Raw genomic sequence first — 26,216 nt, 5'->3', positions numbered from 1 at the left:
CTTTCACCATATCTTAGGGAATCCGGTCGCAGTGCCTGTTGTGTCAGGTGCACGCCCATCTCCACGCCAATGGCAACCAACTTCCTGACCCAGATTTTCGGCAGTCGCAACGACCGGCTCCTCAAGCAGTATCGCAAGACGGTGGAGCGCATCAATGCGCTGGAACCCGAATTCGAGAAGCTCACCGACGACGGGCTGCGCGCAAAAACCCAGGAATTCAAGGACCGCATCGCCAAGGGCGAAACCCTCGATGCCCTGTTGCCTGAAGCTTTTGCCACCGTGCGCGAAGGCTCCAAGCGCGTCATGAAGATGCGCCATTTCGACGTGCAGCTGCTCGGCGGCATGGCGCTTCACAACGGCAAGATCGCCGAAATGCGCACCGGCGAAGGCAAGACGCTGACTGCCACGCTGCCGGTGTACCTGAATGCCCTGTCGGGCAACGGCGTGCACGTGGTCACGGTGAACGACTACCTCGCCAACCGCGACGCCCAGTGGATGGGCCGCCTGTACAACTTCCTGGGGCTTACGGTGGGCATCAACCTGCCGCAGATGCCGCGCGAGGAAAAGCAGCAGGCCTACGCCAGCGACATCACGTACGGCACCAACAACGAATACGGCTTCGACTACTTGCGCGACAACATGGTGTACGAGCCGGGCGACCGGGTTCAGCGCGCGCTGAACTACGCCATCGTCGACGAGGTGGACTCCATCCTGATCGACGAGGCGCGCACGCCGCTGATCATCAGCGGCCAGGCCGAAGACCACACCGAGCTCTACCTGGCCATCAACAAGGTGGTGCCCCTGCTGACCAAGCAGGAAGGCGAAGCCGATCCGCGCACGGGCGAAGGCGTCACGGTGCCGGGCGACTTCACGGTCGACGAGAAGACGCACCAGGTGTTCCTGACCGAAGACGGCCACGAGAAGGCCGAGCAGCTCTTGAGCGAATTCAAGCTGCTGCCCGAAGGCGCCTCGCTCTACGATCCGGCGAACATCACGCTGATGCACCACCTGAACGCCGCGCTGCGCGCACGGCACCTGTATCACCGCGACCAGCATTACGTGGTGCAGCAGGGCGAAGTGGTCATCGTCGACGAATTCACCGGCCGCCTGATGACGGGCCGCCGCTGGAGCGACGGCCTGCACCAAGCCGTGGAAGCCAAGGAAGGCGTGCAGATCCAGGCCGAGAACCAGACGCTCGCCTCGATCACCTTCCAGAACTACTTCCGCCTGTACAACAAGCTGGCCGGCATGACCGGTACGGCCGACACCGAGGCCTACGAGTTCCAGGAAATCTACGGTCTCGAGACCGTCATCATTCCGCCGAACCGCATCAGCAAGCGCGAAGACCAGCTCGATCGCGTCTACAAGACCACGCGCGAAAAGTACGAAGCGGCCATCCAGGACATCCGCGAATGCTACGAGCGCGGCCAGCCGGTGCTGGTGGGCACCTCGTCGATCGAGAACTCCGAAATCATCGACGGCCTGCTCACCAAGGCGGGGCTCCCGCACCAGGTGCTCAACGCCAAGCAGCATGCGCGCGAAGCCGACATCGTGGCGCAGGCCGGCCGCACGAAGATGATCACCATCGCGACCAACATGGCGGGCCGCGGTACCGACATCGTGCTGGGCGGCAACATCGAGAAGATGATCGAGGCGGTCGAGAACGACGAGTCGCTTGACGAGGCCGCCAAGCAGGCCGAAGTGGCACGCATCCGCGCCGAGTGGACCAAGGACCATGAATTCGTCAAGTCGCTGGGCGGCTTGCGCATCATCGCGACCGAGCGCCATGAGTCGCGCCGCATCGACAACCAGCTGCGCGGCCGTTCGGGCCGCCAGGGCGACCCGGGCTCCTCGCGCTTCTACCTGAGCCTGGACGATCCGCTGATGCGCATCTTTGCGGGCGACCGCGTGAAGGCGATCATGGATCGCCTGAAGATGCCCGACGGCGAAGCCATCGAAGCGGGCATTGTCACGCGCAGCATCGAAAGCGCGCAGCGCAAGGTCGAGGCGCGCAACTTCGACATCCGCAAGCAGCTGCTCGAATACGACGACGTGTCGAACGACCAGCGCAAGGTGATCTACCAGCAGCGCAACGACATCCTCGACGCAGCCGACCTGACGGCGCAGATCGCGGCGCTGCGCGAGGGCTGCTTTGTCGACCTGGTGCGCCAGTACGTGCCGGCCGAATCGGTCGAGGAGCAATGGGACCTGGCGGGCCTGGAGAAGACGCTCTTCAACGAGTGGGGCATCGACATGCCCTTGAAGAGCGAAGTCGAGGCCGCCGAGGCCGTGAGCGACGAAGACATCGTCGAAAAGGTGGTGAAGGCCGCCAACGACACCTTCGACGCCAAGGTGGCGCTGATCGGCCAGGAAAACTTCACCCAGTTCGAGCGCATGGTGCTGCTGCAGAGCATCGACACGCACTGGCGCGAGCACCTGGCTTCGCTCGACTACCTGCGCCAGGGCATCCACCTGCGCGGCTATGCGCAAAAGCAGCCCAAGCAGGAATACAAGCGCGAAGCCTTCGAGCTCTTTGGCCAGCTGCTCGATTCGGTCAAGAACGAAGTCACGCGCCAGCTGATGACGGTGCGCGTGCAGTCGGGCGAGCAGCTCGAGCAGGCGGCGGACGCGCTCGAGAGCCGCGGCGAAAACGTTTCGAACATCACCTACAGCGCGCCGACCGAAACCGGCGAGGTCGAGGTTCGCCTCGACGAAGAAAACCAGCGCCGCATCGCGGCCGCGGGCTTGGGGCTGGGCACGCTCAGCGCCGAGGCGGCTGCCTTTGCGCGCGTCGGCCGCAACGACCCGTGCCCCTGCGGCAGTGGCAAGAAGTACAAGCAGTGCCACGGCAAGCTCAGCTGACCCAGAAACTCCGGAAGAGAACCTCCCATGCCCGTGAACCTGTCCGCTCCTGATCCTGCCGCCTTGTTCGCGGTGCCCGGCGTCCGCATCGGCGTGGCCGAAGCGGGTGTGCGCAAGGCCAACCGCAAGGACCTTACCGTCGTGCTGATCGACGAAGGCTCGGCGGTTGGAGGCGTGTTCACCCAGAACCGTTTCTGCGCAGCGCCGGTGCAGGTCTGCCGCGACCACTTGGCGGCCAACTACGGCATTCGCGCCATGGTCATCAACACCGGCAACGCCAACGCCGGCACGGGCGAAGACGGCCTGATGCGCACGCGCTCCACCTGCATCGCACTGGCGCGCCACCTCGAAATCGCGCCCGAGCAGATCCTGCCGTTCTCGACCGGCGTGATCATGGAGCCGCTGCCGGTGGATCGCATCGAAGCCGGCCTGCCCGCCGCGCTGGCTGACGCTTCGGAGAACCACTGGGCGCGTGCGGCCGAAGGCATCATGACCACCGACACGATTCCCAAGGCCTTCAGCCAGCAGGCGCAGGTCGGCGGTGCCACGGTCACCATCACCGGCATCAGCAAGGGCGCAGGCATGATCCGCCCGAACATGGCAACGATGCTAGGCTTCATGGCCACCGACGCGAAGATCGACCCGTCGCTGATCCAGCCGCTGGCCAAGCGCCTGGCCGACGCTTCGTTCAACCGCGTGACCATCGACGGCGACACCTCGACCAACGACTCGTTCGTGGTCATCGCGACGCAGAAGGCTGCGCACGCAACCATCACCTCGCTGGAATCGGCAGAGGGCCAGGCACTCGTGGCTGCCATGCAGAACGTGGCGCGCCAATTGGCTCAGGCCATCGTGCGCGACGGCGAAGGCGCCACCAAGTTCATCACCATCCAGGTCGAGGGCGGCCGCAATCCGGAAGAGTGCAGGCAAGTGGCTTATGCCGTGGCGCATTCGCCGCTGGTGAAGACCGCTTTCTTTGCGAGCGACCCGAACCTGGGTCGCATCCTGGCGGCCGTGGGCTATGCCGGCATTGCCGATCTCGATCAGACCGGCATCGACCTGTTCCTGGACGACGTGCACGTCGCGGTGAAAGGCGGGCGCAACCCGTCGTACCGCGAAGAAGACGGCCAGCGCGTGATGAAGCAGAGCGAGATCACGGTGCGCATCGGCCTGGGCCGCGGCAACGCGAGCGAAACGGTGTGGACCTGCGATCTGAGCCACGACTACGTGACCATCAACGCCGACTACAGGTCATGAATGAGCAGTTCCAGAAGCTGATCGAGCGCGCCGAGCAGCTGATCGGCCGCATCGAATCGATCCTGCCGCAGCCGCTGGCTGCACCTGCCGACTGGAACGCGTCGATCGCTTGGCGCTATCGGCGCCGCAGCTCGGGCCATGGCGTGCTCGAGCCGGTGAAGCACGTGGCCGCAATGGCGCTCGATTCACTGAAGGAAATCGACGTCCAGAAGGAAAAGATCGAGCGCAACACGCGCCAGTTCGTCGAAGGCAAGCCGGCCAACAACGTGCTGCTGACCGGCGCGCGCGGCACGGGCAAGTCGTCGCTCATTCGTGCCTGCCTGCAGGCCTATGCGCCGCAGGGGCTGCGCCTGATCGAAGTCGACAAGGCCGAACTGACCGACCTGCCGGACATCGTCGAGGTGGTGTCGCATCGGCCCGAGAAATTCATCGTGTTCAGCGACGACCTGAGCTTTGACGAAGGCGAGCCGGGCTACAAGGCGCTGAAGTCGATCCTGGATGGCTCGATTGCGGCGGCCACGCCCAACGTGCTGATCTACGCGACCAGCAACCGGCGCCACCTGCTGCCCGAATACATGAAGGACAACCTTTCGTACACCCACACCGAGGACGGCGAAGTGCATCCGGGCGAGGTGATCGAAGAGAAGATTTCGCTGTCGGAGCGCTTCGGCCTATGGGTCAGCTTCTACCCATTCAGCCAGAACGAATACCTGGCCATCGTTGCGCAGTGGCTGTCCTCCTTCGGGATCGAACAGGCTGCCATCGAGGCGGCTCGGCCCGAGGCGCTGGTCTGGGCACTCGAGCGAGGCTCGCGCAGCGGCCGCGTGGCCTACCAGTTCGCGCGCGACTACGCTGGGCGGGCCAGCGCATGAGCGCGCAGCCGCAACCCGGGGGCCGCAAGCACACCGAGGTGGCCGTCGGCGTGCTGATCCGCGTGGCCGACGACGCGCTGCTGCTGTCGACTCGCCCAGAGGGCAAGGCATACGCCGGCTTCTGGGAGTTTCCGGGCGGCAAGATCGAGGCGGGCGAAACGGTCGAGCAGGCGCTGCGGCGCGAGCTGCAGGAAGAACTCGGCATCACCATCGGGGGCGCCGAGGTCTGGAAAGTCACCGAGCACGACTATCCTCATGCGCTGGTGCGGCTGCACTGGTGCAAGGTCACGGCCTGGAGCGGTGAATTCGAAATGCGCGAAGGGCAGGAAATGCGCTGGCAGCAGCTGCCGCTGGATGTGACGCCCGTGCTGCCCGGCGCCATGCCGGTGCTTGAATGGCTGGCCGAGGAGCGCGGACTTCCTCATGCCGCCGGGTCGGCCGCGTAGGCTTGCCCAAAAACAATCAGAACCGCCACAGCGCGTTCAACGACTCCAATAGATGCTGCATCCCAAGTACCGACCGGACATAGACGGCCTGCGTGCCATTGCCGTGGCCTCCGTGGTGATCTATCACGCGTTTCCGGGCGTGCTGCCCGGCGGTTTCATCGGTGTCGACATCTTCTTCGTGATCTCGGGCTTCCTGATCTCGACCATCCTCTTGCAGAGCCAGGTGGCGGGCGATTTCAGCTACCGCGACTTCTACGCCCGGCGTATCCGGCGCATCTTCCCAGCCCTGATCCTGGTGCTCTTGGCCACCTTGTGCTTCGGCTGGTACATGCTGCTGTCCGACGAGTTCGCGCAGCTGGGCAAGCAGGTCACGGGTGGCGCGGCCTTCTTTGCCAATTTCGTGTTCTGGGCGGATGCGGGCTATTTCGATACCGCTGCGGAAACCAAACCGCTGCTGCATCTGTGGTCGCTTGGCATCGAAGAGCAGTTCTACATTTTCTGGCCAGTGCTGCTGGGCGTGGCTTGGCGCCGCCGCTGGCCAATGATCCGCGTGATCCTCGCGATTGCGGTGGTGTCATTTCTCGTCAATGTGCTCACGATCCATCCGTTTCGCACCGCGGCTTTCTATTCGCCGGCTTCGCGCTTCTGGGAGCTGATGGTGGGCGGCATTCTCGCGTGCATGCGTCTGAAGCCCGCTGCGCCGAGCCGCTTGCGCAGCCATGTGCAGTCCTTCGTCGGTGTGGGCCTGCTCGGACTGGGGCTTGTGATGATCCGCGGCGACAAGGCCTTTCCCGGCTGGTGGGCGTTGCTGCCCACGCTGGGGGCGGTGAGTTGCATTGCGGCCGGCCCCACGGGCTTCCTGAACAAGTACCTGCTCTCGAACCGCGTGATGGTGTGGATCGGGCTCATCAGCTATCCGCTTTATCTGTGGCATTGGCCGCTGCTCGCTTATGCGCGCATCCTGAGCGATGGAATGCCGTCGCTGCCAGTACGCGCGGGGGCGGTCGTCGCGAGCGTGGTGCTGGCCTGGTTGACCTATCGGTTCGTCGAGCGCTACACGCGTACGCGCACCAGCCCCGGTCTGCTGCGCTGGCTTGCTGGCTTGGGCATTGCGCTGGTGGTCGTGGGTTTGGTGGTTTTCTCTGGCGTGCTGCAGCCGCGCCATCACGACATTCGTCTGCAGCAGATCTCGGAGGCAGCCGCGGACGTGGGCTACTACGACGATTTCAAGAACTACGAACTCGGACGGCACTTGCTCTATCAGGTCGGCAAGGGCTCGCGGAAGAGTTTGCTGATCGGCGACAGCCATGTGCAGCAATATGGTCCGCGCGCTGAAGAGCTCGCGCGCACGGTACCCGACAAGGCCAACACCATCTACTTCGCGACGCAGGGGTCCTGTCCGCCGATTCCCGGTGTTTATGCCGACGCGAACATAGGCTGCGCCGAGCGGCGCACCGCGGTGCTGGAATTTGCTCGCAGCCCCGAGATCGACACGGTGGTGATCGGCGGCTGCTGGAACTGCTACTTCATCGCGGGCGGCGCGCCCGGCTATTACTTCCGTGATGCGAGCGGCGCGGCGCATCAGTTCCGCGGCGGCGACGGCATGGCGCTGGCATTCGACTCGCTCGGCCAGCTGCTGCGCGAACTGTCGAGCAAGGGCAAGAAGGTCTATTTGCTGCTCGACATTCCCGTGAGCCCCGATTTCGAGCCGAAGCGTCTGCTGGAAGGCAGCCGGCTCGCATCCATGAAGGTGACGAGCTCGATGCCGACGCTGCCGATACTGCAGGACCAGCGCGAACTGAACGACAAGCTGCGGCAGATAGGCATTGCGAGCGGCGTGGAGGTGATTGATGCGGTCGCCAACCTGTGCACGGCCGATGGCCAGTGCCTGCGCACCATGCCCGATGGCGCTCCTGCATACAAGGACGCCGGCCATCTGCGGCCCAAGTACACGCGCTCGTTCGCGACTTACATGGACCGCGCGTTGCTGAACGACGGCAGCGCAGCGCTGAAGAAATAGCGCGGCGGCCGCCGCAGCCAGCTACTGCTTCAGCTTTGGATCGCCGAAGGGTTCGTCGTCCGGCGGCTCTTCGGCGGGCATCCTGAATTCTTCGTTGGCCCATGCGCCGAGGTCGATGCCTTTGCAACGCGCGCTGCAAAAGGGCCGATAGGGATTGCTGGCGGCGTAGATGCTGTCGCCGCCGCAGGCCGGGCAGCGGACGATCCGCTCGCCGATGTCGTTGTGGGTCCTGCCGTTGCTCATGGCGTGTGTGTCTTGGCGCGCTGCTGCGCTCAGGCGCAGAGCGTGAGTTCGAAGGCGGCGTCTTCCGTGCTCTGGTGCAGGCGGTCGTCGGCCTCGTGGCGCATCATTCGCACCGAAACCATGAGCCGGTTGCCGCTGATTTCGGGCACCAGTCCGAGTGCCGGGTCGATCCGCAGGCGCAGCAGCTGGAAGCTGCGCCCCTGAGGCAGGTTCTGCTGGAACTGCCCGTGGGTGGCGATCACCTTGTAGGGCACGTCGGCCTCGCGCAGCAGCTTGAGGAGCAGGTAGATCGATTCGGCGAGCGGCGCGAGCGTGCCCGACCAGCGCTCCAGGTCCGTGCGCCGGCTTGCCGCGCTGCGGTGCTGCCAGGCGTAGTACGCGGGCAGGTCGAACTCGCAAGTGCCGCCCGGAATGCCGGCACGGCTGCGGATGCTCATGAGCCACTCGTTTTCGGTCAGCGCTTGGCCGGCCTTGCCGGAGACGCTGTTGAGCGCCGCAAAATTGCGCTCGAGTTGGGTGACGACCTGGTCCAGCGCCGCCTCGGCGATCGCCGGGTTGCCACGGTAGCTGTTGAAGACGTTCTTGTGCTTTTCGAGATCGCGCATCACGTCGGCCTTGAGGTCGGCGCGCGCGGCAACGTCCATGATCTCGAAAATCGTGACCAAGGCGAAATGATGGGAGAGCGCGGATTCCGCGGGCACCAACTCGCCGAGGCGGCGGAACAGGTGCTCCAGCCTCAAATAGGTCCGGATGCGCTCGTTGAATGGGTACTCGTAGAGGATCACGCGTTCGGGTTCATGTGAGGGACGAGTTCAAGGCGATTTCGCGGCCGCCGGGGTGGGCTGTACTTCACGCACAGCCTCCAGCATACGCTGACCGAAGAGCAGATACCCGGCGGTGGAGACGTGCGTTTCGTTGGCAGGATACAAGTCCGTGATTTTGAAGCGGTTCTGCTCGGACAGTGTAAAAAGATCCGGCCCGATCTTCAGGTCGTTGAACGTGCTGCGGAACGCGGCGGCATGGTTCTGGTCGAGGTACACCGTGCTCTTGTTGGGCACGACCATCCAGATGACGCGCAGGGATGGCGCCATTTTTTCGGTGAACTTTGCCATGAAGGTGGCGGAGTCCGCGGTGAGCGGGTCCATCAACCGGTCTTCCGCGGTCATGAGCAATTTGTTGCAGGCGACGTGGCTGAATTGCTTGCAGCCGTCGGGCACCGTGCGTGCATCGATGAGAGGGCCCCAGCGGTCGGGTGTGTTGGTCCAGCTCTCGGAGCGTTCAATGGCTCGGGTATTGCGATAGGTCAGCCAGCCTCTCAGCAGTTCCGCGTCCCAATTCAGACGAAAGCCGGTAAGAGCAGGCTTGGACGGGTTTTCGAACGGAGGAGGCGAAGGCACGAACGGGCGCTTCATGCTTGCGCATTCCTTGGACTCCTCGATGCGCCCCTGGAGCAGGCGCTCGATGCTTTCGATGATGACAACCCTGCCCTTGAAGCCGGACTTGCGCACCCAGTCCGAGAAGTCGCTGCACATCGGCCCGGTCTTGTCCCAATGCGTGGTCGCAACGCGGTAGCCGGCGCCGACCAGCTCCGACTGCCAGGCATAGCGGACAGAAAAGCTGTCGCCGATCACGAGCACATCGGCTTCCTGGATCGGAAAAGCCTTGATGTTGGCGTCCGGAATGGGCGGGGGCGGATGGCGCCACCCGAATTCGCGCTCGGAAATTCGCCCGATGCGAGTCAGGTCGCCATAGGGAATCGGGGACAGCAGGCTGATGACCAGCAGCACGCAGCAGACGAGAAAGCCTGCTGCGAAGATGGCGAGCCACATGCGGGCCGGTTTCGTGTCTTCCATGTCAGAACTGGAAATAGAGGAAGGGACTGTAGTTGCCGAATTTCGACACGCACAGGCCGAAGAGGAAAACGCATCCCAACGCCGTCAGCGCTGTTGCAATGCGGTTGAGCGCGGGGCGCCCGGCCAGCGCGGCGACGGATGGAATCCAGCGGTCGAGCGTGATGGTCGGGGGCAGCGCCAGGCAGATGACGAGGCCGGCCAGCATGGTCTGGAAGAACTCGGGCTTGCGGAACGGCACCTTGAACTCGCCGAAAGCGCTGGGAATCACGCCGTGCATGCCCAGCATGCCCTTGTAGATCTCGATGGCCGCCGTCATGCTGTCGGCGCGGAACACCACCCACGCAATCATCACGCACAGGAAGGTGATGAACCACCCGAGCACGCGGCCGAGGCGCGACGAGCTTGTCTTGCCGCGGCGGACCGTGGCGTTCCAGAGATGGTTGACCATGAGGAAGAGGCCGTGCAGCGCGCCCCAGATCACGAAGGTCCACGCGGCGCCATGCCACAGGCCGCCCAGCAGCATGGTGAGGAACAGGTTCAGGTAGCGCCTGGCCGGCCCTTTGCGGTTGCCGCCGAGCGGCACGTACAGGTAGTCGCGCAGAAAGTTCGAGAGCGAGATGTGCCAGCGGCGCCAGAACTCGATGATGTTGGTCGACTTGTACGGTGAGCGGAAGTTGAGCGGCAGCTGCACGCCCATGCACAGCGACAGGCCGACCGCCATGTCCGAATAGCCCGAGAAGTCGAAATAGATCTGCAGCGTATACGCAAGCACACCGAGCCATGCGGTGTACAGCGAGGGCAACACGCCCTCGTGAACGCCCTTGAACATCATGTCCGCGTACTGCCCGAGCGGGTCGGCGATCAGCATCTTCTTGGCCAGGCCGAACGTGAAGATGCCCAGGCCGAGCGCGATGTTGCGCGCGTTCACCCGGTAGGTAGCCGGGTTGCCGAACTGCGGCATCATCTGCGCGTGATGCAGCACCGGGCCGGCGATCAGGTGCGGAAAGTAGGTGACGAACAGCACGTAGTGAATGAAGCTGCGCTCATGCACCTTGCCCTGCCAGCAGTCGACCAGGAAGGCGATCTGGGTAAAGGTATAGAACGAAATGCCGATCGGCAGCACGATGTGCAGCAGCGGGATCTGCGAGAGGCCCGCCGCGGCCAGTCCGTCGTTCACGTTCGAAACGAAGAAATTGGCGTACTTGAAGATTGCCAGCACGCCGAGGTTGACCACCAGCGCGATGATCAGCAGCGACTTTCGCTTGCGCTCGTCGCGCCCTGGGGCGGGCGTCAGGCGCAGGCCGAACCAATAGTTGATGCAGATCGACGCCAGCAGCAGCGGAAGCGCCTTGACGCTCCACCAGCCGTAGAAGAACAGCGATGCCAGGGCGAGAAATCCGGCGGCGGCCCGGGCATTGCGCTTGCCGATCAGGAAGAAACCGATCAGGACCAGCGGAAAGAAGACAAAAATAAAGGGATACGAGTTGAAAAGCATCGCGGGGAATGGCACCCCGGTGGCGCCTTCTCTGTCTTGATCGTTGTGCAGCCGCTGCTGCGGCAAGTCTCGAATTATCGCGTGCCGGGCGAAGCCCACAGCTTCCAGAGACTCCGTACCTCTCGGCCGAGTTCCTCCAGGGAGAGCGACTCGTTGAAAATGACCGCATCCGCGGCCTCTCTGCGCAGCTTGCGCGGAGCCTGCTGGGCGATCACGGTGCGTACCGCGTCCGGCGCCCAGCCCGAGCGCGCGATGACGCGGCGCAGCTGCGTTTCCTCGGTCGCATCGACCACGAGCACCCTGTCGACATTGGCGCGCCAACGGCCGGATTCGACCAGGAGCGGCACGTCGAAGACTACAGGAGCCTGCCCTGCGGCCGTGGCCAGGCGTTCCGTTTCGGCGCCGATCAGCGGGTGGAGGATCGACTCGAGGCGCTTCCTGGCGCCGCTGTCGGCGAACACGAGCTGCCGCATGCCGGCGCGATCGAGGCCGCCATCCGGCGCAATCACGGAGTGGCCGAAGGCGGCTTCGATGGCGGGCATCGCAATGCCCCCTGGTTCAGCAATGCGGCGCGCGATGGCATCGGTGTCGACGAGCACAGCGCCCTCGGCGACCAGCAACGCCGCGACAGTGCTTTTGCCGCTTCCGATTCCGCCCGTCAACCCGATGCGCCGCATCACGCGCTTTTTCAACGGATGAATGGGTCGAGCGGGAAGGCGAAAGGAATCCACTGCCGCACGACGTCAGGGCCCGCGACGAGGCAGACCAGGCCCGCACCGGCGAGAAAGGGGCCGAACGCCATCGGAATGTCCTTGTGCGCCAGCTTGCCGACAAGCCGCAGCGTGAGGCCGATCACCGCGCCCACCAGCGAAGAAACCAGGACGATGGCGATGAGGTAGTCGGCCCCGAGCCATGCGCCCAAAGCAGCCAGCAGTTTGAAGTCGCCATATCCCATGCCTTCCTTGCCTGTGGCCAGGCGATAGCCATGGTACACAAGCCAGAGGCTCAGGTAGCCGAACACGGCGCCCCAGACCGCTGAACTCAATGCAACGCCAGTCCACCCCATGGCCGCGCCGATGAGTCCCAGCCAGAGCAGCGGATAGTTGAGGGTGTCCGGCAGGAACTGCGTATCGAAATCGATCAGGAACTGGCACACCAGCAGCGCCGCGAACGCTGCCCAGAGTGCGCCGGTGGGTGTCAGGCCGAAGCGATAGGCGCAAAGGGCGAAGAGCGCACCCGTGATCAGTTCGACCAGCGGATAGCGCGGGCTGATGAACGTCTTGCAGGCGGCGCAACGCCCCCGCAGCACCAGGTAGCTCAGCACCGGAATGTTCTGGTACCACCGGATTTTGTGCCCGCAAGCCCCGCAGCGCGAAGCCGGCTGAGCCAGGTTGAAAGGCGGCAGGTTCTCGATGGCCAAGGCGGCCTTGTCGGCCGCTGCTTCGAGCCCTGCGGGAGGCGCTGATTTAGGCCCGAACACCAGCGTCCAGAGCGAAGGCGCATCCTTGGACGACATGAGATTGGCCACAGCGTCCGCTAGCCAACTGCGGTACATCATCACCGGGGTACGGTAGATCACCACGTTGAGGAAGCTGCCGACCAATAGGCCCAGCACGCCCGCCAAAGCGGCATCGAACTCCCGCGAAACCAGCATCAAACCACTTGGCCCAGCTTGAAGATAGGCAGGTACATCGACACCACGATGCCGCCGATGATCGTGCCCAGGAACACGATGATGATGGGCTCCATCAGGCTCGAGAGGCCGGCCACCATGTCGTCCACCTCGGACTCGTAGAAGTCGGCGGCCTTGCCCAGCATGTGGTCGATGGAGCCGGATTCTTCACCGATGGCCGTCATCTGGATCACCATCGAGGGGAACAGGTTGACGTTGGTCATGGCCGTGGTGAGGCTGGTGCCGGTCGAGACCTCTTGCTGGATCTTGGCCGTGGCGTCGCCGTAAACGGTGTTGCCCGACGCGCCACCCACTGAATCGAGCGCTTCGACGAGCGGAACGCCGGCGGCAAACATGGTGGCCAGGGTCCGGGTCCAGCGGGCCACGCAGGATTTTTCAATGAGAGTTCCGAAGATCGGAACGCGCAGCAATGCGCGGTCCATCACCCGCTGCACTTTTTCGTTGCGCTTCCAGGCCTGCAGGAAGAAGTAAATGCCGCCGCCAATTCCGCCGAAGATCAGCCACCAGTACGAGACGAAGAATTCGCTCATGGCCATCACGAAAAGCGTCGGCGCGGGCAGGTCGGCGCCGAAAGACGTGAACACTTCCTTGAACGCCGGAATCACGAAGATCATGATGATGGCGACCACCACGAACGCCACCACCACCACGGAAGTGGGATACATCAACGCCGACTTGATCTTGGACTTGATCGCCTCGGTCTTCTCCATGTACGTGGCAAGACGGTCCAGCAGGTCTTCCAGGATACCGGCGGCTTCACCAGCCTCCACCAGGTTGCAATAGAGGTTGTCGAAATACTTCGGAAACTTGCGGAATGCCGCTGAAAGCGAAGTTCCGGTCTCCACGTCGCTGCGGATGTCGTTCAGCAGCTTGGCAACGCTCGGATTCGCGTTGCCCCGGCCCACGATGTCGAACGACTGCAGCAACGGAACGCCCGCCTTCATCATCGTTGCCAGCTGGCGCGTGAAGATCGCGATGTCCTTGGGCTTGATCGTCTTGCCCGAGCGCATGCGGCGCTTCTTGATCTTGGATGCAAGAACGCCCTGGCGGCGCAATGCGGCCTGCACCTGGTTCTCGCCGGCGGCACGGAGTTCGCCGCGCACCAGCTTGCCGTTGCGGTCCTTGCCTTCCCACTCGTAGACAGATTCCTTGAGTGTGTTTGAAGTGCGCTTGGATGCCACTGTTGCCATTCGATCTCCGATTTCTTACGGTGTGTTCGTTATTCGTTGGTGACCGCCACCACTTCTTCGAGTGAGGTGAGCCCTTGCATGACTTTTCTGAGCCCCGACTGCCGCAGCGAGCGAACGCCCTCGGCTTCGGACTGGCGCGCAATGTCCAATGCGCTGCCGTCGCGCAGGATGATGGCCTGGATGGCTTCGGAGATCGGCATCACCTGGTAGATGCCGACGCGACCCTTGTAGCCGCCGTTGCACGCGGAGCAGCCGACCGGGCGATAGGGCTTCCAGGAGCCATCGAGCTCTTCTTCCTTGAAGCCGGCGTCGAGCAAGGCCTGGCGCGGCACGTCGGCCGGCGCACGGCAGAGATGGCACAAGCGGCGGGCCAGCCGCTGCGCAGTGATCAGGATGACGCTCGACGCAATATTGAACGGTGCGATGCCCATGTTCCGCATGCGCGTGAGCGTGGTCGGCGCGTCGTTCGTGTGCAGCGTCGAAAGCACCAGGTGGCCCGTTTGCGCGGCCTTGATCGAGATGTCGGCCGTTTCGAGGTCCCGGATTTCACCGACCATGATGATGTCGGGATCCTGCCGGAGAAAAGCGCGCAGCGCGGCGGCGAACGTGAGTCCGGCACGTTCGTTGACGTTGACCTGGTTCACCCCGGGCAGGTTGATTTCAGACGGGTCTTCTGCCGTGGCGATGTTGACGCCCGGCTGGTTCAGCAGGTTCAGGCAGGTGTAGAGTGACACCGTCTTTCCGGAACCCGTAGGGCCCGTCACCAGCACCATGCCGTAGGGACGGCCGATTGCATTCAGCAGCCGCTCCTTTTCATCCGCGTCGTAACCGAGCGCATCGATGCCCAGGCGCGCGCTGCTCGGATCCAGAATACGGATCACGATCTTCTCGCCGAACAGCGTGGGCAGGGTGCTCACGCGGAAGTCGATCACGCGGTCCGGGCCGATCTTGAGCTTCATGCGCCCGTCTTGCGGAATGCGTTTTTCGGAGATGTCGAGCCGGGAGATGACCTTGATCCGTGAGGCCAGCTTGTCCTTGATGAGCGTCGGCGGGCTGGCGATCTCGCGCAGTTCGCCGTCGATGCGAAAGCGCACCCGGTAGTTGTGCTCGTAGGGTTCGAAGTGAATGTCCGATGCGCGCATGCTGACGCCGTCGAGCAGCATCTTGTGCAGGAACCGGACGACCGGGGCATCCTCGACTTCGGCGATGGCCGCCTGTTCGTTCGTATCGCCCGAGGTATCGGCCGTGACGTCGTCGAACTCGAAATCCCCGCCGCCGACGATATTGTTGAGGGTTTCCGACGCGCTGACAGCGGCGGCCTCGATCATTCGCGACAGCTTGTCGTATTCGGCAATGACCCAGTCCACGCCCATTTGCGAGGCGAACTTGATCTTTTCCACCGCCTGCTGGTCGGAGGGGTCCGCTGTTGCAACGATGAGACGGTTGTTGCGCTTGCTGAGCACCACGATGCGGTATGCAAGGCACAGCTTCGGGTCGAGCAGGTCCTTGGGCAGCCGCTGATGGTCGATCGCGTCCAGGTCGAGCAACGGGGCGCCGAAGGCGGAAGAAAGCGTGTGGGCCAGGTCGGCGGCCGAGACGGCGCCACTGCCGGTCAGCTCTGCAATGAAGCTGGTTCGGCTGCTCAGCGACTTCTGATAGATGTCTTCCGCTGTCTTTGCAGGGAGTTTGCCGGCCGAAACCAATGCGCGCGCAAGGCCCGGAAGGGCGATTTGCGTGTTTTCTTTAACAGGAAGTTCGGCGGCAGCCATTCAGCGAATTGCAAAAGATGTGAAAAAATGCTTCACGATCATCGCTGAACACCCGCGTCCTGTAAATCGCTACACAGCAACAGGCACGGGCATTATTGGTGCCAGCCTAAAAGACTGGTCGGGGTGAGAGGATTCGAACCTCCGGCCTCTACGTCCCGAACGTAGCGCTCTACCAGGCTAAGCTACACCCCGATTGGTTGCAAAAAAGAGAAAGTCGTCCTTGCCAACTCTTGTGAGGTGTTCAGGCACGTCGCTCAAGCAACTGAGCCGCCAATTGTAGCAAACCGTCGGCGTGCAAATTGGACGGAAAGTCGCGCAGTGCGTGAATCGCACGTTTCGCTTCGTCGGCGGCCGCGGCACGCGATGCTTCCAGCGCCCCGGTGCTGTGGACGATTTCCACGATCTTGCCCAGTTGGGCCGTGTCGCCTGCCTGGATTGCCGCGCGCACCAGTGCGGCCTGCTCGGCATTGCCGCGCCGCATGGCGAAGATCAGCGGCAGTGTGGTCTTGCCTTCACGGAGGTCGTCGCCCACGTTCTTGCCTGTTTCATGCGCATCCCCGGCATAGTCGAGCACGTCATCGATAACCTGGAACGCCGTGCCCAGCGCCTGGCCGTAGGTGGCGCAGGCCTCCTCGACTTCGGGCGTGGCGCTGGCCAGAACGGCGGCAAGCCGCGTGCTGGCTTCGAAAAGCTTGGCGGTCTTGGAGCGGATCACGCGCAGATAGGCGGCTTCGTCCAGCGAGGCGTCATGCATGTTCATCAACTGCAACACTTCGCCTTCGGCGATCACGTTGGTCGCTTCGGCCAGGATTTGCATGATGCGCATGTTGTTCGCATCCAACATCATCTGGAAAGCGCGCGAGTACAGGAAGTCGCCGACCAGCACGCTGGCCGGGTTCCCGAACGATTCGTTGGCCGTGGGGCGCCCGCGCCGCAGGGTCGATTCATCGACCACGTCGTCGTGCAGCAGCGTGGCGGTGTGGATGAACTCCACCACCGCCGCCAGGTTGAAGCGCTGCTCGCCGGTGTACCCAAGGGCTCCCGACATGAGCAGCAGCAGTGCCGGCCGCAGCCGCTTTCCCCCTGCGGAGATGATGTACTTGGAAACCTGGCTGACCAGGGGCACGCCCGTATCGAGGCGCCGCGCAATCACATGGTCGACTTCGACCATGTCGCCGGCGATCAAATCCAGCACGGTGGCGGTGGGGGAGGTATCGGCGGCGTGAACTGGCAAGGCGTTTGCGCGCGGCGCGTCTGAGTACGGAAGGTAGCGGCGGCACAAGGCCGGAAGGCGCAGATTATAGGGACGAGCCGGAGGCCGTCCGGGGCCGGCCTGGGCCGAAACCATGTTAGCGCGTGCAAACCGTGCTAGAATCTAGGGCTCTGCGGAATTCGCCGTAGAGCTCATATTCCCAAGAGGTTCACATGTACGCGGTCATAAAAACCGGCGGCAAGCAGTATCGCGTTGCTTCCGGCGAAAAAATTAAAGTAGAACAGATTGCTGCGGATGTAGGCCAGGAAATCGTGATCGATCAGGTTCTCGCAGTCGGCAACGGCAGCGAAATCAAGGTCGGTACGCCCCTGGTGTCCGGCGCAACGGTGACAGTCACGGTACTGTCGCACGGCAAGCACGACAAGGTTCGCATCTTCAAGATGCGCCGTCGTAAGCACTATCAGAAACGTCAAGGCCATCGCCAGCAGTTCACCGAATTGCAAATCGGCGCGATCGCCGCTTAACCCGGCATAGGAGCAGATTCCATGGCACAGAAAAAAGGCGGCGGCTCAACGCGAAACGGGCGCGATTCCAAGCCCAAGATGCTCGGTGTGAAGGCCTTCGGCGGCGAACTGATCAGCGCAGGCTCGATCATCGTGCGCCAGCGCGGCACCCAGTTCCACCCCGGCGTGAACGTCGGCGTGGGCAAGGACCACACGCTGTTCGCACTGGTCGACGGCCACGTGTCGTTCGGCGTCAAGGGCGCACTGAACAAGCACATGGTCAACGTGACCCCCGCGGCATAAGCCCAGGTCACTTCGATCAGCTCGAAGCCCCGCTTTGCCGGGGCTTCTTCATTTGTACACTGGATACCCCATGAAGTTCGTCGACGAAGCCTTCATCGACATCGCCGCTGGCGATGGCGGCAACGGCTGCGTGTCGTTCCGTCATGAAAAATACAAGGAATTCGGCGGCCCCAACGGCGGCGACGGCGGCCGCGGCGGCCACGTCTACGCGGTGGCCGATTCCAACCTCAACACCCTGGTCGACTTCCGCTACTCGCGCCGCCACGAGGCCAAGCGCGGCGAGCACGGCATGGGCTCCGACATGTTCGGCGCGGCCGGCGACGACATCGTCCTGAAGATGCCCGTCGGCACCATCATCAGCGATGCCGAAACCGGCGAAGTGCTGTACGAGCTGCTGAAAGAAGGCGAGGTCATCACCATTGCCAAGGGTGGCGACGGCGGCTTCGGGAACATGCGCTTCAAGAGCGCCATCAACCGCGCTCCCCGCCAGAAAACGCCTGGCTGGCCCGGCGAAAAGAAAAGCCTCAAGCTCGAACTCAAGGTGCTCGCCGACGTCGGCCTGCTCGGTATGCCCAATGCGGGCAAGTCGACGCTGATCAGCGCCATCTCGAACGCCCGCCCGCGCATTGCGGACTATCCCTTCACCACGCTGCATCCGAATCTCGGCGTGGTTCGCGTGGGCCCGGAGCAGAGTTTCGTGGTGGCGGACCTTCCCGGCCTGATCGAAGGCGCTTCGGAAGGGGCCGGCCTGGGCCACCTGTTCCTGCGTCACCTCCAGCGGACCCGCCTGCTGCTGCACGTGATCGATCTTGCACCGTTCGACGAGTCCGTCGATCCCGTGGCGCAGGCCAAGGCCATCGTCGGCGAGCTGAAGAAGTACGACACCGCGCTCTACGAGAAGCCGCGCTGGCTCGTGCTCAACAAGCTCGACATGGTGCCCGGCGACGAGCGCGCCGCGCGCATCAAGGACTTCGTGAAGCGCATGCGTTTCAAGGGGCCGGTGTTCGAGATCTCCGCGCTCACGCGCGAGGGCTGCGAGCATCTGGTGCAGGCGGTGTATCAGCACATCAAGGCGCAGCAGGTAGCTGAACAGGTTCCGGCCGAGGTCGATCCGCGCTTCACCGAATTGCCGCCCGATCCAAACTGAGAGCCGCGCGGCCTCGCCGGGCATCCGATGCCCGCTTCGAGGCCGATGCAACAAGCTTTCCACACATAGCAGAACAAGCAGCTTTCAAGACCGACCGCCACAGCCTCAAATGACCTCGAATTCCGGATCCACTGCATTGCGGGACGCCCGCCGAATCGTCGTCAAGGTGGGCTCGAGCCTCGTTACCAACGAAGGACGGGGCTTGGACGAGGGCGCCATCGGCGAATGGTGCCGCCAGCTTGCGGCGCTGGTGCGCGATGGGCGAGAGGTCGTGATGGTGTCGAGCGGCGCCATTGCCGAAGGCATGAAACGCCTTGGCTGGCGCACCCGGCCGCACGAGGTGCACGAGCTCCAGGCGGCCGCCGCCGTCGGGCAGATGGGCTTGGCCCAGATGTACGAAACCAAGCTGCGCGAGAACGAAATGGGCAGCGCGCAAGTGCTGCTGACCCATGCCGACCTCGCCGACCGCGAGCGCTATCTCAATGCGCGCTCCACGCTCGTCACGCTGCTGAGGCTCGGCGTGGTGCCGGTCATCAACGAGAACGACACCGTCGTCAACGACGAGATCAAGTTCGGCGACAACGACACGCTCGGCGCGCTCGTAGCCAACCTGGTCGAGGCAGATGCGTTGGTCATCCTCACCGATCAGAAGGGCCTCTTTACCGCCGATCCGCGCAAGGACCCGGACGCCAAGTTCGTGCACGAGGCGGCGGCGGGCGATCCCGCGCTCGAAGCCATGGCGGGCGGAGCGGGCTCCAGCCTCGGCCGCGGCGGCATGATCACGAAGATCCTGGCGGCCAAGCGCGCGGCCGGCTCCGGCGCTTCCACCGTGATTGCCTGGGGCCGGGAGCCCGACGCCCTGCTGCGCCTGGCACGCGGTGAGCCGATTGGCACGCTCCTGGTTGCCCAGACGGCCAAGCACCAGGCGCGCAAGCGCTGGATGGCCGACCACCTGCAGCTGCGCGGCTCCGTGACCGTCGATGCCGGCGCCGCGGCCAAGGTGCGCGCAGAAGGCAAGAGCCTGCTGCCCATCGGCATGACGGGCGTCTCGGGTGAGTTTTCGCGCGGCGATGTGATTGCCGTGCGCGACACCGACGGCGTCGAGCTGGCCCGCGGCCTGGCGAACTACTCGAGCGTCGAAGCCCGCCTGCTGTGCCGCAAGCCCTCATCGGAGTTCGAGCGCTTGCTGGGCTATGTTGCGGAGCCAGAGATGGTGCACCGCGACAACATGGTGTTGATGCCGAGCTGATGAAAAAAACGGGGCCCAAGGCCCCGTTACTGTTTCACTGAACTTCGCGAACCGGATTGCGCAGGTTTCGCACCATGTCCCCGACCGAATTGCGCGGCGCATTGCCGCGGCACAGCGCCTGGGTCGACAGTGCCTTCGCGTAGCGCGAGTTCAGGTCGTCGATGCGCTTCCACTCGGGCGTCTTGGTTTCCTGCCAGGTCCCGTTGTTGTAGCGGGCATAGCTCTTCATCTCCGCGGTCGAACAGCGCACGCCTTCGTAGAACGCGTTGGCGCCCCCGCCGTTGCGGTTCTGCGCCACCACCACGTAGCGCACGATGCCGTCCGGCGTGATGGCGATGGTGTTCGGATCGACGCCGAACTTCAGCGTCATGTAGGGAGGCATCTCGATCGGCAGCAGACGGCTCTCGCTGAATGCGGGCGGCGGTGGCGCCGTGGTTTCCGCCCACTCGGTGTCCGACTCGGTCCGCTTGGGCGGCGGCGGCATGCCGGACTGCGCCCAGTCGGGGTTGTCGGTGTCGTGCTTGCCAGATGCGCATCCGGCAAGCACGGCCACGCACAGGAGAAGCAGGGCGCGTTCAGCGTTGCGACGGAAGGAAAGGCGCTTTGTTGTCGGGAGAAGAAGGTTCATCGCTCACTGAAGGAATGTCGGGATGCGGATCGAAACTGCCGCCGGGCGGCAGGTCCAGACCCGCGGGCGCGCCGCCGTCTGGCGTGTGGCGCTCGAACTCTCGGGCGCGCACATTGCTGCGCAGAAAACGGTTGCGGAAATCCTGCCGCGGCAGGTAGCGAGCGAGCTCGGTCAGTGCCATCTCGTAGACGCCGCGTTTGAATTCGACGACCACATCGAGCGGCACCCAGTAATCGTGCCATCGCCAGGCGTCGAACTCGGGGTGGTCGGTCGCACGCAGGTTCAAGTCCCAGTCGTGACCGATCAATTGCAGCAAATACCAGATTTGCTTCTGGCCTTTGTAGTGGCCCCGTGCGTCACGGCGAATGAACCGATCCGGCACCTCGTAGCGCAACCAGTCACGGGTACGGGCCACGATGCGCACGTGCTCCGGATGGAGCCCGACTTCCTCGTGCAGTTCCCGGAACATGGCTTGTTCGGGACTTTCCCCGCGGTCTATGCCGCCTTGCGGAAACTGCCAGGAATGCGTGCGTATGCGTTTGCCCCAGAAAACCTGGTTTCTCTGGTTGAGCAGGATGATGCCGACGTTGGGCCTGAAGCCGTCCCGGTCGAGCATAATCAAACCCCAATTTTTGAACTGAGTCGATTATGCATGCCGGGTTGCGCTCGGCAAGCGGCCAGTTCGAGGCTCACGGGTTCCCGGAGGTCTCTCCCGGCGCCTGTTTTCCCTACGACTTTGAATCCACCAGCGCGATCCCGATGAAAGCTTCCCGATTTTTTGTCTCCACCCTCAAGGAAGCGCCGGCCGACGCCGAAGTCGCGAGCCATCGGCTCATGATGCGCGCCGGCATGATCAAGAAGCTCGGCACCGGCATCTATACGTACATGCCCATGGGCCTGCGTGTGATCCGCAAGGTCGAGGCCATCGTGCGCGAGGAAATGAACCGCGCCGGCGCCGTCGAGCTCACGATGCCCGTGGTGCAGCCGGCCGAGTTTTGGCAGGAGACCGGCCGCTTCGACAAGATGGGCCCCGAGCTGCTGCGCATCAAGGACCGGCACGACCGCGACTTCGTGGTCCAGCCGACCAGCGAAGAAGTGGTGACCGACATCGCGCGCCAGGAAATCCGCAGCTACAAGCAGCTGCCGAAGAATTTCTACCAGATCCAGACCAAGTTCCGCGATGAGCGCCGTCCGCGCTTCGGCCTCATGCGTGGGCGCGAGTTCATCATGAAGGACGCCTACAGCTTCGACCGCGACCTGGACGCCGCCAAGGCCAGCTACCAGGTCATGGCCGATGCGTATCGCCGCATCTTCGACCGCTTTGGCCTGCGCTACCGTGCCGTGGCGGCCGACAGCGGCGCCATCGGCGGCGACCTGAGCGAAGAGTTCCAGGTGATTGCCGCCACCGGCGAAGACGCCATCGTCTATTGCCCCGAGAGCAATTACGCCGCCAACATGGAAAAGGCCGAGGCGTTGCCCCCGGCCGGCCCACGCCCGGCCGCGGCCAAGGCGCTCGAGAAAACGCCCACCCCCGGCAAGAGCACCTGCGCCGATGTGGCCGAGCTGCTCGGCGTGCCGCTCTCGACCACCGTCAAATCGCTGGTGCTGGCAACCGACATCGTCGATGAGACCGGCAACCTGAAGGGCTCGCAGGTGTGGCTGCTGCTCCTGCGCGGCGACCACGACATGAACGAGATCAAGGTCAGCAAGGTGCCGGGCCTGGACAAGGGCTTCCGCTTCGCGACCCTGGCCGAGATCGAAGACCACTTCGGCTGCAAGCCCGGCTACCTGGGCCCGCTGAACCTCAAGAAGGCCGTCAAGCTCGTGGCAGACCGCGAAGTCGCCGTCATGGCCGACTGGATCACCGGCGCCAATGAGATCGACTTCCACATGACCGGCGTCAACTGGGGCCGCGACCTGCCCGAGCCCGAGCTCGTGGCCGACCTGCGCAACGTGGTGGCCGGCGACGCCTCGCCCGACGGCAAGGGCGTGCTCGCCATCGAGCGCGGCATCGAGGTCGGCCATGTGTTCGTGCTCGGCACCAAGTACAGCAAGGACATGAACGCCACCTATCTTGACGAAGCCGGCAAGCCGCAGTTTCTCGAGATGGGCTGCTACGGCATCGGCATCACGCGCCTGCCCGCCGCCGCCATCGAACAGAACCACGACGAGCGCGGCATCATCTGGCCCGACGCGCTGGCGCCGTTCACCGTGGTGGTCTGCCCCATCGGCATGGATCGTAGCCCCGAGGTCAAGGTGGCCGCCGAGGCGCTCTACGAGCAACTGCTCGAAGCTGGCGTCGACGTGCTTCTGGACGACCGGGGCGAACGCCCGGGCGCGATGTTCGCCGACTGGGAGCTGATCGGCGTGCCGCACCGCGTGGTCATTTCCGACCGCGGCCTCAAGGAAGGCCAGCTGGAATACCAGCATCGACGCGACACCGCGGCCACCAAGGTGCCGGCCGCCGGCATCGCCGAGTTCATCACCGGCAAGCTCGCGAAATGAGCGTGGAGGGCGGCCTCTCGCGACGCCAGTGCCTGGGCGTCGCCGCGGCGGCGAGCGCGCTGGCGGCGCTGTCGCTGTCGCTGCCGCAGGCCGCCCACGCCGGCGCGCAGATCGAAGAGCCGCTGATCGACTCGGTGCGCACCGCGCTGAGTTCGGCCATCCACAACAAGGCGCCGCCGGTTCCCGAGTTTTCGAGCACCGAAGCCCGCTTGAACTATCTGCGCTGGCTCGGCGAAATGAGCGAGCGCCTCAAGAAGAAGATTGCCGACTGGCCCACGCGCAAGGAGTTCCTGCAGACCGTCTGGTATGAAGCCAAGCGCTCCGGCCTCGACGTGAGCCTGGTGCTGGGGCTCATCCAGGTCGAGAGCAACTTCCGCAAGTTCGCGGTGTCCAGCGCCGGTGCGCGGGGCTACATGCAGGTCATGCCGTTCTGGACCCGCGTGATCGGCGACAGCGACCCCGCCAAGCTGTTCCACATGCAGACCAACCTGCGCTTCGGCTGCGTCATCCTGCGCCACTATCTCGACCGCGAGAAGGGCGACCTGTACATGACTCTCGGCCGCTACAACGGCAGCCGCGGCAAGTCGCCGTACCCCAACGCCGTATTCGCCAACCAGCGCCTCTGGACCTTCGTGGAGAGAGACCGCGCAGCCGCCTGATCCTGCGCGAAGACGGGGGCGAGCTAAGTGCGTGTGACCATTACCTGGTCAATGCGGTAGCTGTCGACGTCCATCACCTCGAAGGTGTAGCCGCCCCAGCTCACGCTGTCGGTGCGCTTGGGCACGCGGCGCAGCATCACCATCAGGAAGCCCGCCAGGGTTTCGTATTCGTCCGAATGCGGCAGCTCGTCGATGTGCAATGCGCGCTGCACATCCTGGATCGGTGTCACGCCGTCGATCAGCCACGAATTCTCGTCGCGCTTCACGATCTGCTCTTCGTCCGGCAGCGACACCAGGTCGCCCATCACCGTGCTCATCACGTCGTTGAGCGTGATTACGCCCACCACCAGGCTGTATTCATTGACGATGATCGCGAAGTCTTCATGCGCCTGCTGGAACTGCTCGAGCACTTCGGTGAGCGACAGCCGGTCGGGAATGACCAACGCCTTGTGCAGCGGCAGCCCCTTGTCGAAGGCCAGCGGCTGCCCGCTCAGCACGCGCTGGAACATGTCCTTCGCATCGACATACCCGAGCACGTGGTCGATGTCGCCGTCGCACACCGGGTAGGCCGAGAAAGGCTCGGCCACGATGCGCGCGCGCAGCACCGACTCCGGGTCGTCGTGCAGAAACCAGGCGATGTTGTCGCGCACCGTCATCACGCTGCTCACCAGGCGCGTGTCCAGTTCGAACACATTGGCGATCACCTGTTGCTCGCGCACCGCGAGCACGCCCGCGCGCGCGCCGGCCTCGGTCATGGCCAGGATGTCGGCCGAGGTGATCTTGTCGTCGCGCACGAGCGGCATGCCCAGCACCTTGAAAAGCATGTCGGTCGAACGCGTGAACAGCCACACCAGCGGCTTGAACGCCGTGATCAGCAGCAGCATCGGCCCGACCATGCGCACGGCGATGTGCTCCGGGTTGCTCATGCCGAGCCGCTTGGGAAACAGGTCGGCGAAAACCAGGAACACCGCGATGACGATCACGAACGAGCACAGGAAAGCCACGTTCGCCGAGGCTTCCACACTCATCCAGTTCTCGAAGAAGCGCGCGAAGTACGGGCTGAGCGAGCCCTCACCCACCACGCCACCGAGGATGGCCACCGCGTTGAGCCCGATCTGCACCACCGTGAAGTAGTGGCCCGGCTGCTCCTGCACGCGCAGCACGCGCTCGGCCCGCGGGTCGCCGTCGTCGGCCATCTGGCGCAGGCGCAGGCGCCGCGAGGCGGCAAGAGTGATCTCGGCAAGTGAGAAGAATGCGCTCATCGCGATCAGAAAGACGATGATGAGCAGGCTTTGGGTCAGGGTCATGGTGGCACTTCGAAGAGTGCCATGGTGCCATGGCCCGGGCACGTTCCAGCGAACACCGCGGAACCGGCTTTGCCGGGCCGCTGGTGTTGCCCCCGGAAAGGGGGAGGGAGAAGCGACACGCAGTGCGTGCAGCCTGGGGGGAGAGCCTACATCCCACCGTGAGGGTGCGTTGGATCGACCCAGAGCACCGATTCCGGTTTTTCCACCGGCTCGATGTCGAGATTGACGGCCACGGCCTCGCCGTCGCTGCGGCACAGCACGCACTCGAGCGGCTCGGTCGCGCTGGCGTTGATTTCCTGGTGCGGCACGTAGGGCGGCACGTAGATGAAGTCGCCCGGTCCGGCTTCGGCCGTGAACTCGAGCTTTTCGCCCCAGCGCATGCGCGCGCGGCCGCGCACGACATAGATCACCGATTCGAGAGGCCCGTGGTGATGCGCGCCGGTCTTGGCGTCGGCATGGATGGTGACGGTGCCGGCCCACAGCTTCTGCGCACCGACGCGGGCAAAGTTGATGGCTGCCGCCCGGTTCATGCCGGGCGTCTGGGCCGTGTTGACGTCGAGCTGGTTGGCCGCGACCACGCGCACGCCGTCGTGCTTCCAGGCCGGCGCCGAAGCGCCATCGTGCGAGTGGCCTTCGTGGTCGTGGCTCATGGCGGGCCTGAAAAGAATCAGGCGGGGTTGCTGCCGCCCAGCACTTGCTGCAGCTCGCCCGATTCGTACATCTCCATCATGATGTCCGAGCCGCCCACGAATTCGCCCTTCACGTAGAGCTGGGGAATCGTCGGCCAGTTGCTGTATTCCTTGATGCCCTGGCGGATGCCGTCGTCTTCGAGCACGTTGACCGTCTTGAGCGTCTTGGTGTCGACGCCGACCGCCTTGAGGATCTGGATCGCGCGGCCCGAAAAGCCGCACATCGGAAAGCTCGCGTTGCCCTTCATGAAGAGCACGAGGTCGTTGGTCTTGACGAGATCGTCGATGCGTTGTTGAGCGTCGGACATGGGGA

General features: G+C 64.0%; 25 protein-coding genes and 1 tRNA gene. 11 read left to right on the top strand and 15 right to left on the bottom strand.

Annotated features, from left to right (window positions below):
- The first annotated feature begins 69 nt into the window (after positions 1 to 69).
- Genes secA through V9K97_RS17460 form a run of 5 tightly spaced genes read left to right on the top strand, consistent with a single transcriptional unit; the run spans position 70 to position 7,457 of the window.
- Entirely contained in the window at positions 70 to 2,862 is a 2,793-nt protein-coding gene (secA, locus tag V9K97_RS17480) for a preprotein translocase subunit SecA (RefSeq protein ID WP_337298481.1), read from the top strand.
- Between the two features lie 27 nt (positions 2,863 to 2,889).
- Positions 2,890 to 4,119: a bifunctional glutamate N-acetyltransferase/amino-acid acetyltransferase ArgJ gene (gene argJ / locus V9K97_RS17475; RefSeq protein ID WP_337319564.1), complete on the top strand. Its 1,230-nt coding sequence runs from the start codon at positions 2,890 to 2,892 to the stop codon at positions 4,117 to 4,119.
- On the top strand, positions 4,116 to 4,991 hold the full coding sequence (locus tag V9K97_RS17470; RefSeq protein ID WP_337319562.1) for an ATP-binding protein: 876 nt from the start codon (positions 4,116 to 4,118) through the stop codon (positions 4,989 to 4,991). Before argJ ends, V9K97_RS17470 begins: the two co-directional genes overlap by 4 nt.
- Positions 4,988 to 5,437 carry a (deoxy)nucleoside triphosphate pyrophosphohydrolase gene (locus V9K97_RS17465; protein WP_337319561.1) on the top strand — a complete coding sequence of 150 codons (450 nt, stop codon included), beginning with the start codon at positions 4,988 to 4,990 and terminating at the stop codon, positions 5,435 to 5,437. The genes V9K97_RS17470 and V9K97_RS17465 overlap by 4 nt, the downstream gene beginning before the upstream one ends.
- A gap of 52 nt (positions 5,438 to 5,489) precedes the next feature.
- A complete protein-coding gene (locus V9K97_RS17460) occupies positions 5,490 to 7,457 on the top strand; it encodes an acyltransferase family protein (RefSeq protein ID WP_337319559.1) in 1,968 nt (655 codons plus the stop codon).
- Positions 7,458 to 7,478: 21 nt separating this feature from the next.
- Here V9K97_RS17460 and V9K97_RS17455 read toward each other — a convergent pair whose 3' ends face one another.
- The 10 genes from V9K97_RS17455 to V9K97_RS17410 all read right to left on the bottom strand — a co-directional run bounded on the left by V9K97_RS17455 (position 7,479) and on the right by V9K97_RS17410 (position 16,934).
- A complete protein-coding gene (locus V9K97_RS17455) occupies positions 7,479 to 7,700 on the bottom strand; it encodes a DNA gyrase inhibitor YacG (RefSeq protein ID WP_258502157.1) in 222 nt (73 codons plus the stop codon).
- Between the two features lie 29 nt (positions 7,701 to 7,729).
- The gene (gene zapD / locus V9K97_RS17450) at positions 7,730 to 8,485 is read right to left on the bottom strand and encodes a cell division protein ZapD (RefSeq protein ID WP_337298485.1); all 756 of its coding nucleotides are present in this window, start codon (positions 8,483 to 8,485) and stop codon (positions 7,730 to 7,732) included.
- A 27-nt stretch (positions 8,486 to 8,512) separates the two neighbouring features.
- A complete protein-coding gene (locus V9K97_RS17445; protein WP_258502156.1) occupies positions 8,513 to 9,529 on the bottom strand; it encodes a hypothetical protein in 1,017 nt (338 codons plus the stop codon).
- Positions 9,530 to 9,554: 25 nt separating this feature from the next.
- Positions 9,555 to 11,048, bottom strand: a complete 1,494-nt coding sequence (locus V9K97_RS17440) for an MBOAT family O-acyltransferase (RefSeq protein WP_337298487.1) — start codon at positions 11,046 to 11,048, stop codon at positions 9,555 to 9,557.
- 74 nt (positions 11,049 to 11,122) lie between these two features.
- Positions 11,123 to 11,725 carry a dephospho-CoA kinase gene (gene coaE / locus V9K97_RS17435; RefSeq protein WP_337319707.1) on the bottom strand — a complete coding sequence of 201 codons (603 nt, stop codon included), beginning with the start codon at positions 11,723 to 11,725 and terminating at the stop codon, positions 11,123 to 11,125.
- A gap of 11 nt (positions 11,726 to 11,736) precedes the next feature.
- Positions 11,737 to 12,702, bottom strand: coding sequence for a prepilin peptidase (locus tag V9K97_RS17430; protein ID WP_337319557.1), 966 nt, complete (start codon positions 12,700 to 12,702; stop codon positions 11,737 to 11,739).
- Positions 12,702 to 13,931: a type II secretion system F family protein gene (locus tag V9K97_RS17425; RefSeq protein ID WP_337319556.1), complete on the bottom strand. Its 1,230-nt coding sequence runs from the start codon at positions 13,929 to 13,931 to the stop codon at positions 12,702 to 12,704. Before V9K97_RS17425 ends, V9K97_RS17430 begins: the two co-directional genes overlap by 1 nt.
- Before the next feature lie 29 nt (positions 13,932 to 13,960).
- On the bottom strand, positions 13,961 to 15,700 hold the full coding sequence (gene pilB, locus V9K97_RS17420) for a type IV-A pilus assembly ATPase PilB (RefSeq protein ID WP_258502153.1): 1,740 nt from the start codon (positions 15,698 to 15,700) through the stop codon (positions 13,961 to 13,963).
- Between the two features lie 115 nt (positions 15,701 to 15,815).
- Positions 15,816 to 15,892 (bottom strand) — tRNA-Pro (locus tag V9K97_RS17415).
- A 49-nt stretch (positions 15,893 to 15,941) separates the two neighbouring features.
- Entirely contained in the window at positions 15,942 to 16,934 is a 993-nt protein-coding gene (locus V9K97_RS17410) for a polyprenyl synthetase family protein (protein WP_337319555.1), read from the bottom strand.
- Between the two features lie 191 nt (positions 16,935 to 17,125).
- Here V9K97_RS17410 and rplU point away from each other — a divergent pair, with 191 nt between their 5' ends.
- The 4 genes from rplU (at position 17,126) to proB (ending at position 20,115) form a co-directional block, all read left to right on the top strand.
- Positions 17,126 to 17,437: a 50S ribosomal protein L21 gene (gene rplU / locus V9K97_RS17405; RefSeq protein WP_337298489.1), complete on the top strand. Its 312-nt coding sequence runs from the start codon at positions 17,126 to 17,128 to the stop codon at positions 17,435 to 17,437.
- A 21-nt stretch (positions 17,438 to 17,458) separates the two neighbouring features.
- Positions 17,459 to 17,719, top strand: coding sequence for a 50S ribosomal protein L27 (gene rpmA, locus V9K97_RS17400; RefSeq protein ID WP_028259150.1), 261 nt, complete (start codon positions 17,459 to 17,461; stop codon positions 17,717 to 17,719).
- Between the two features lie 70 nt (positions 17,720 to 17,789).
- Positions 17,790 to 18,866 carry an Obg family GTPase CgtA gene (gene cgtA, locus V9K97_RS17395; protein ID WP_258502151.1) on the top strand — a complete coding sequence of 359 codons (1,077 nt, stop codon included), beginning with the start codon at positions 17,790 to 17,792 and terminating at the stop codon, positions 18,864 to 18,866.
- A gap of 109 nt (positions 18,867 to 18,975) precedes the next feature.
- Positions 18,976 to 20,115: a glutamate 5-kinase gene (gene proB / locus V9K97_RS17390; RefSeq protein ID WP_337319554.1), complete on the top strand. Its 1,140-nt coding sequence runs from the start codon at positions 18,976 to 18,978 to the stop codon at positions 20,113 to 20,115.
- A gap of 34 nt (positions 20,116 to 20,149) precedes the next feature.
- Here proB and V9K97_RS17385 read toward each other — a convergent pair whose 3' ends face one another.
- Positions 20,150 to 20,743 (bottom strand): CNP1-like family protein, encoded by a 594-nt coding sequence (locus V9K97_RS17385; protein ID WP_337319553.1) that lies wholly within the window; start codon positions 20,741 to 20,743, stop codon positions 20,150 to 20,152.
- Positions 20,691 to 21,359, bottom strand: a complete 669-nt coding sequence (locus V9K97_RS17380; RefSeq protein WP_126747149.1) for an RNA pyrophosphohydrolase — start codon at positions 21,357 to 21,359, stop codon at positions 20,691 to 20,693. Before V9K97_RS17380 ends, V9K97_RS17385 begins: the two co-directional genes overlap by 53 nt.
- A 143-nt stretch (positions 21,360 to 21,502) precedes the next feature.
- Here V9K97_RS17380 and V9K97_RS17375 point away from each other — a divergent pair, with 143 nt between their 5' ends.
- A complete protein-coding gene (locus tag V9K97_RS17375; protein ID WP_337319552.1) occupies positions 21,503 to 23,248 on the top strand; it encodes a proline--tRNA ligase in 1,746 nt (581 codons plus the stop codon).
- Positions 23,245 to 23,907, top strand: a complete 663-nt coding sequence (locus V9K97_RS17370; protein ID WP_337319551.1) for a lytic transglycosylase domain-containing protein — start codon at positions 23,245 to 23,247, stop codon at positions 23,905 to 23,907. Before V9K97_RS17375 ends, V9K97_RS17370 begins: the two co-directional genes overlap by 4 nt.
- 23 nt (positions 23,908 to 23,930) lie before the next feature.
- On the opposite strand, the gene V9K97_RS17365 is transcribed toward V9K97_RS17370, so the two are convergent.
- From V9K97_RS17365 to grxD, 3 genes are all read right to left on the bottom strand, one after another.
- Complete coding sequence (locus V9K97_RS17365; protein WP_258502144.1) at positions 23,931 to 25,214, bottom strand: hemolysin family protein; 1,284 nt, start codon at positions 25,212 to 25,214, stop codon at positions 23,931 to 23,933.
- 146 nt (positions 25,215 to 25,360) lie between these two features.
- Positions 25,361 to 25,864 (bottom strand): cupin domain-containing protein, encoded by a 504-nt coding sequence (locus V9K97_RS17360; protein WP_337319550.1) that lies wholly within the window; start codon positions 25,862 to 25,864, stop codon positions 25,361 to 25,363.
- A gap of 17 nt (positions 25,865 to 25,881) precedes the next feature.
- Positions 25,882 to 26,211, bottom strand: coding sequence for a Grx4 family monothiol glutaredoxin (gene grxD / locus V9K97_RS17355; RefSeq protein WP_124960760.1), 330 nt, complete (start codon positions 26,209 to 26,211; stop codon positions 25,882 to 25,884).
- Between the last annotated feature and the right edge of the window lie 5 nt (positions 26,212 to 26,216).

It is taken from the genome of Variovorax sp. CCNWLW186 (assembly GCF_037203865.1).
GTDB lineage: Bacteria > Pseudomonadota > Gammaproteobacteria > Burkholderiales > Burkholderiaceae_C > Variovorax.
The sequence above is the reverse complement of the archived record's forward strand: the minus strand, read 5'-3'. Positions and strand labels throughout refer to the sequence as shown.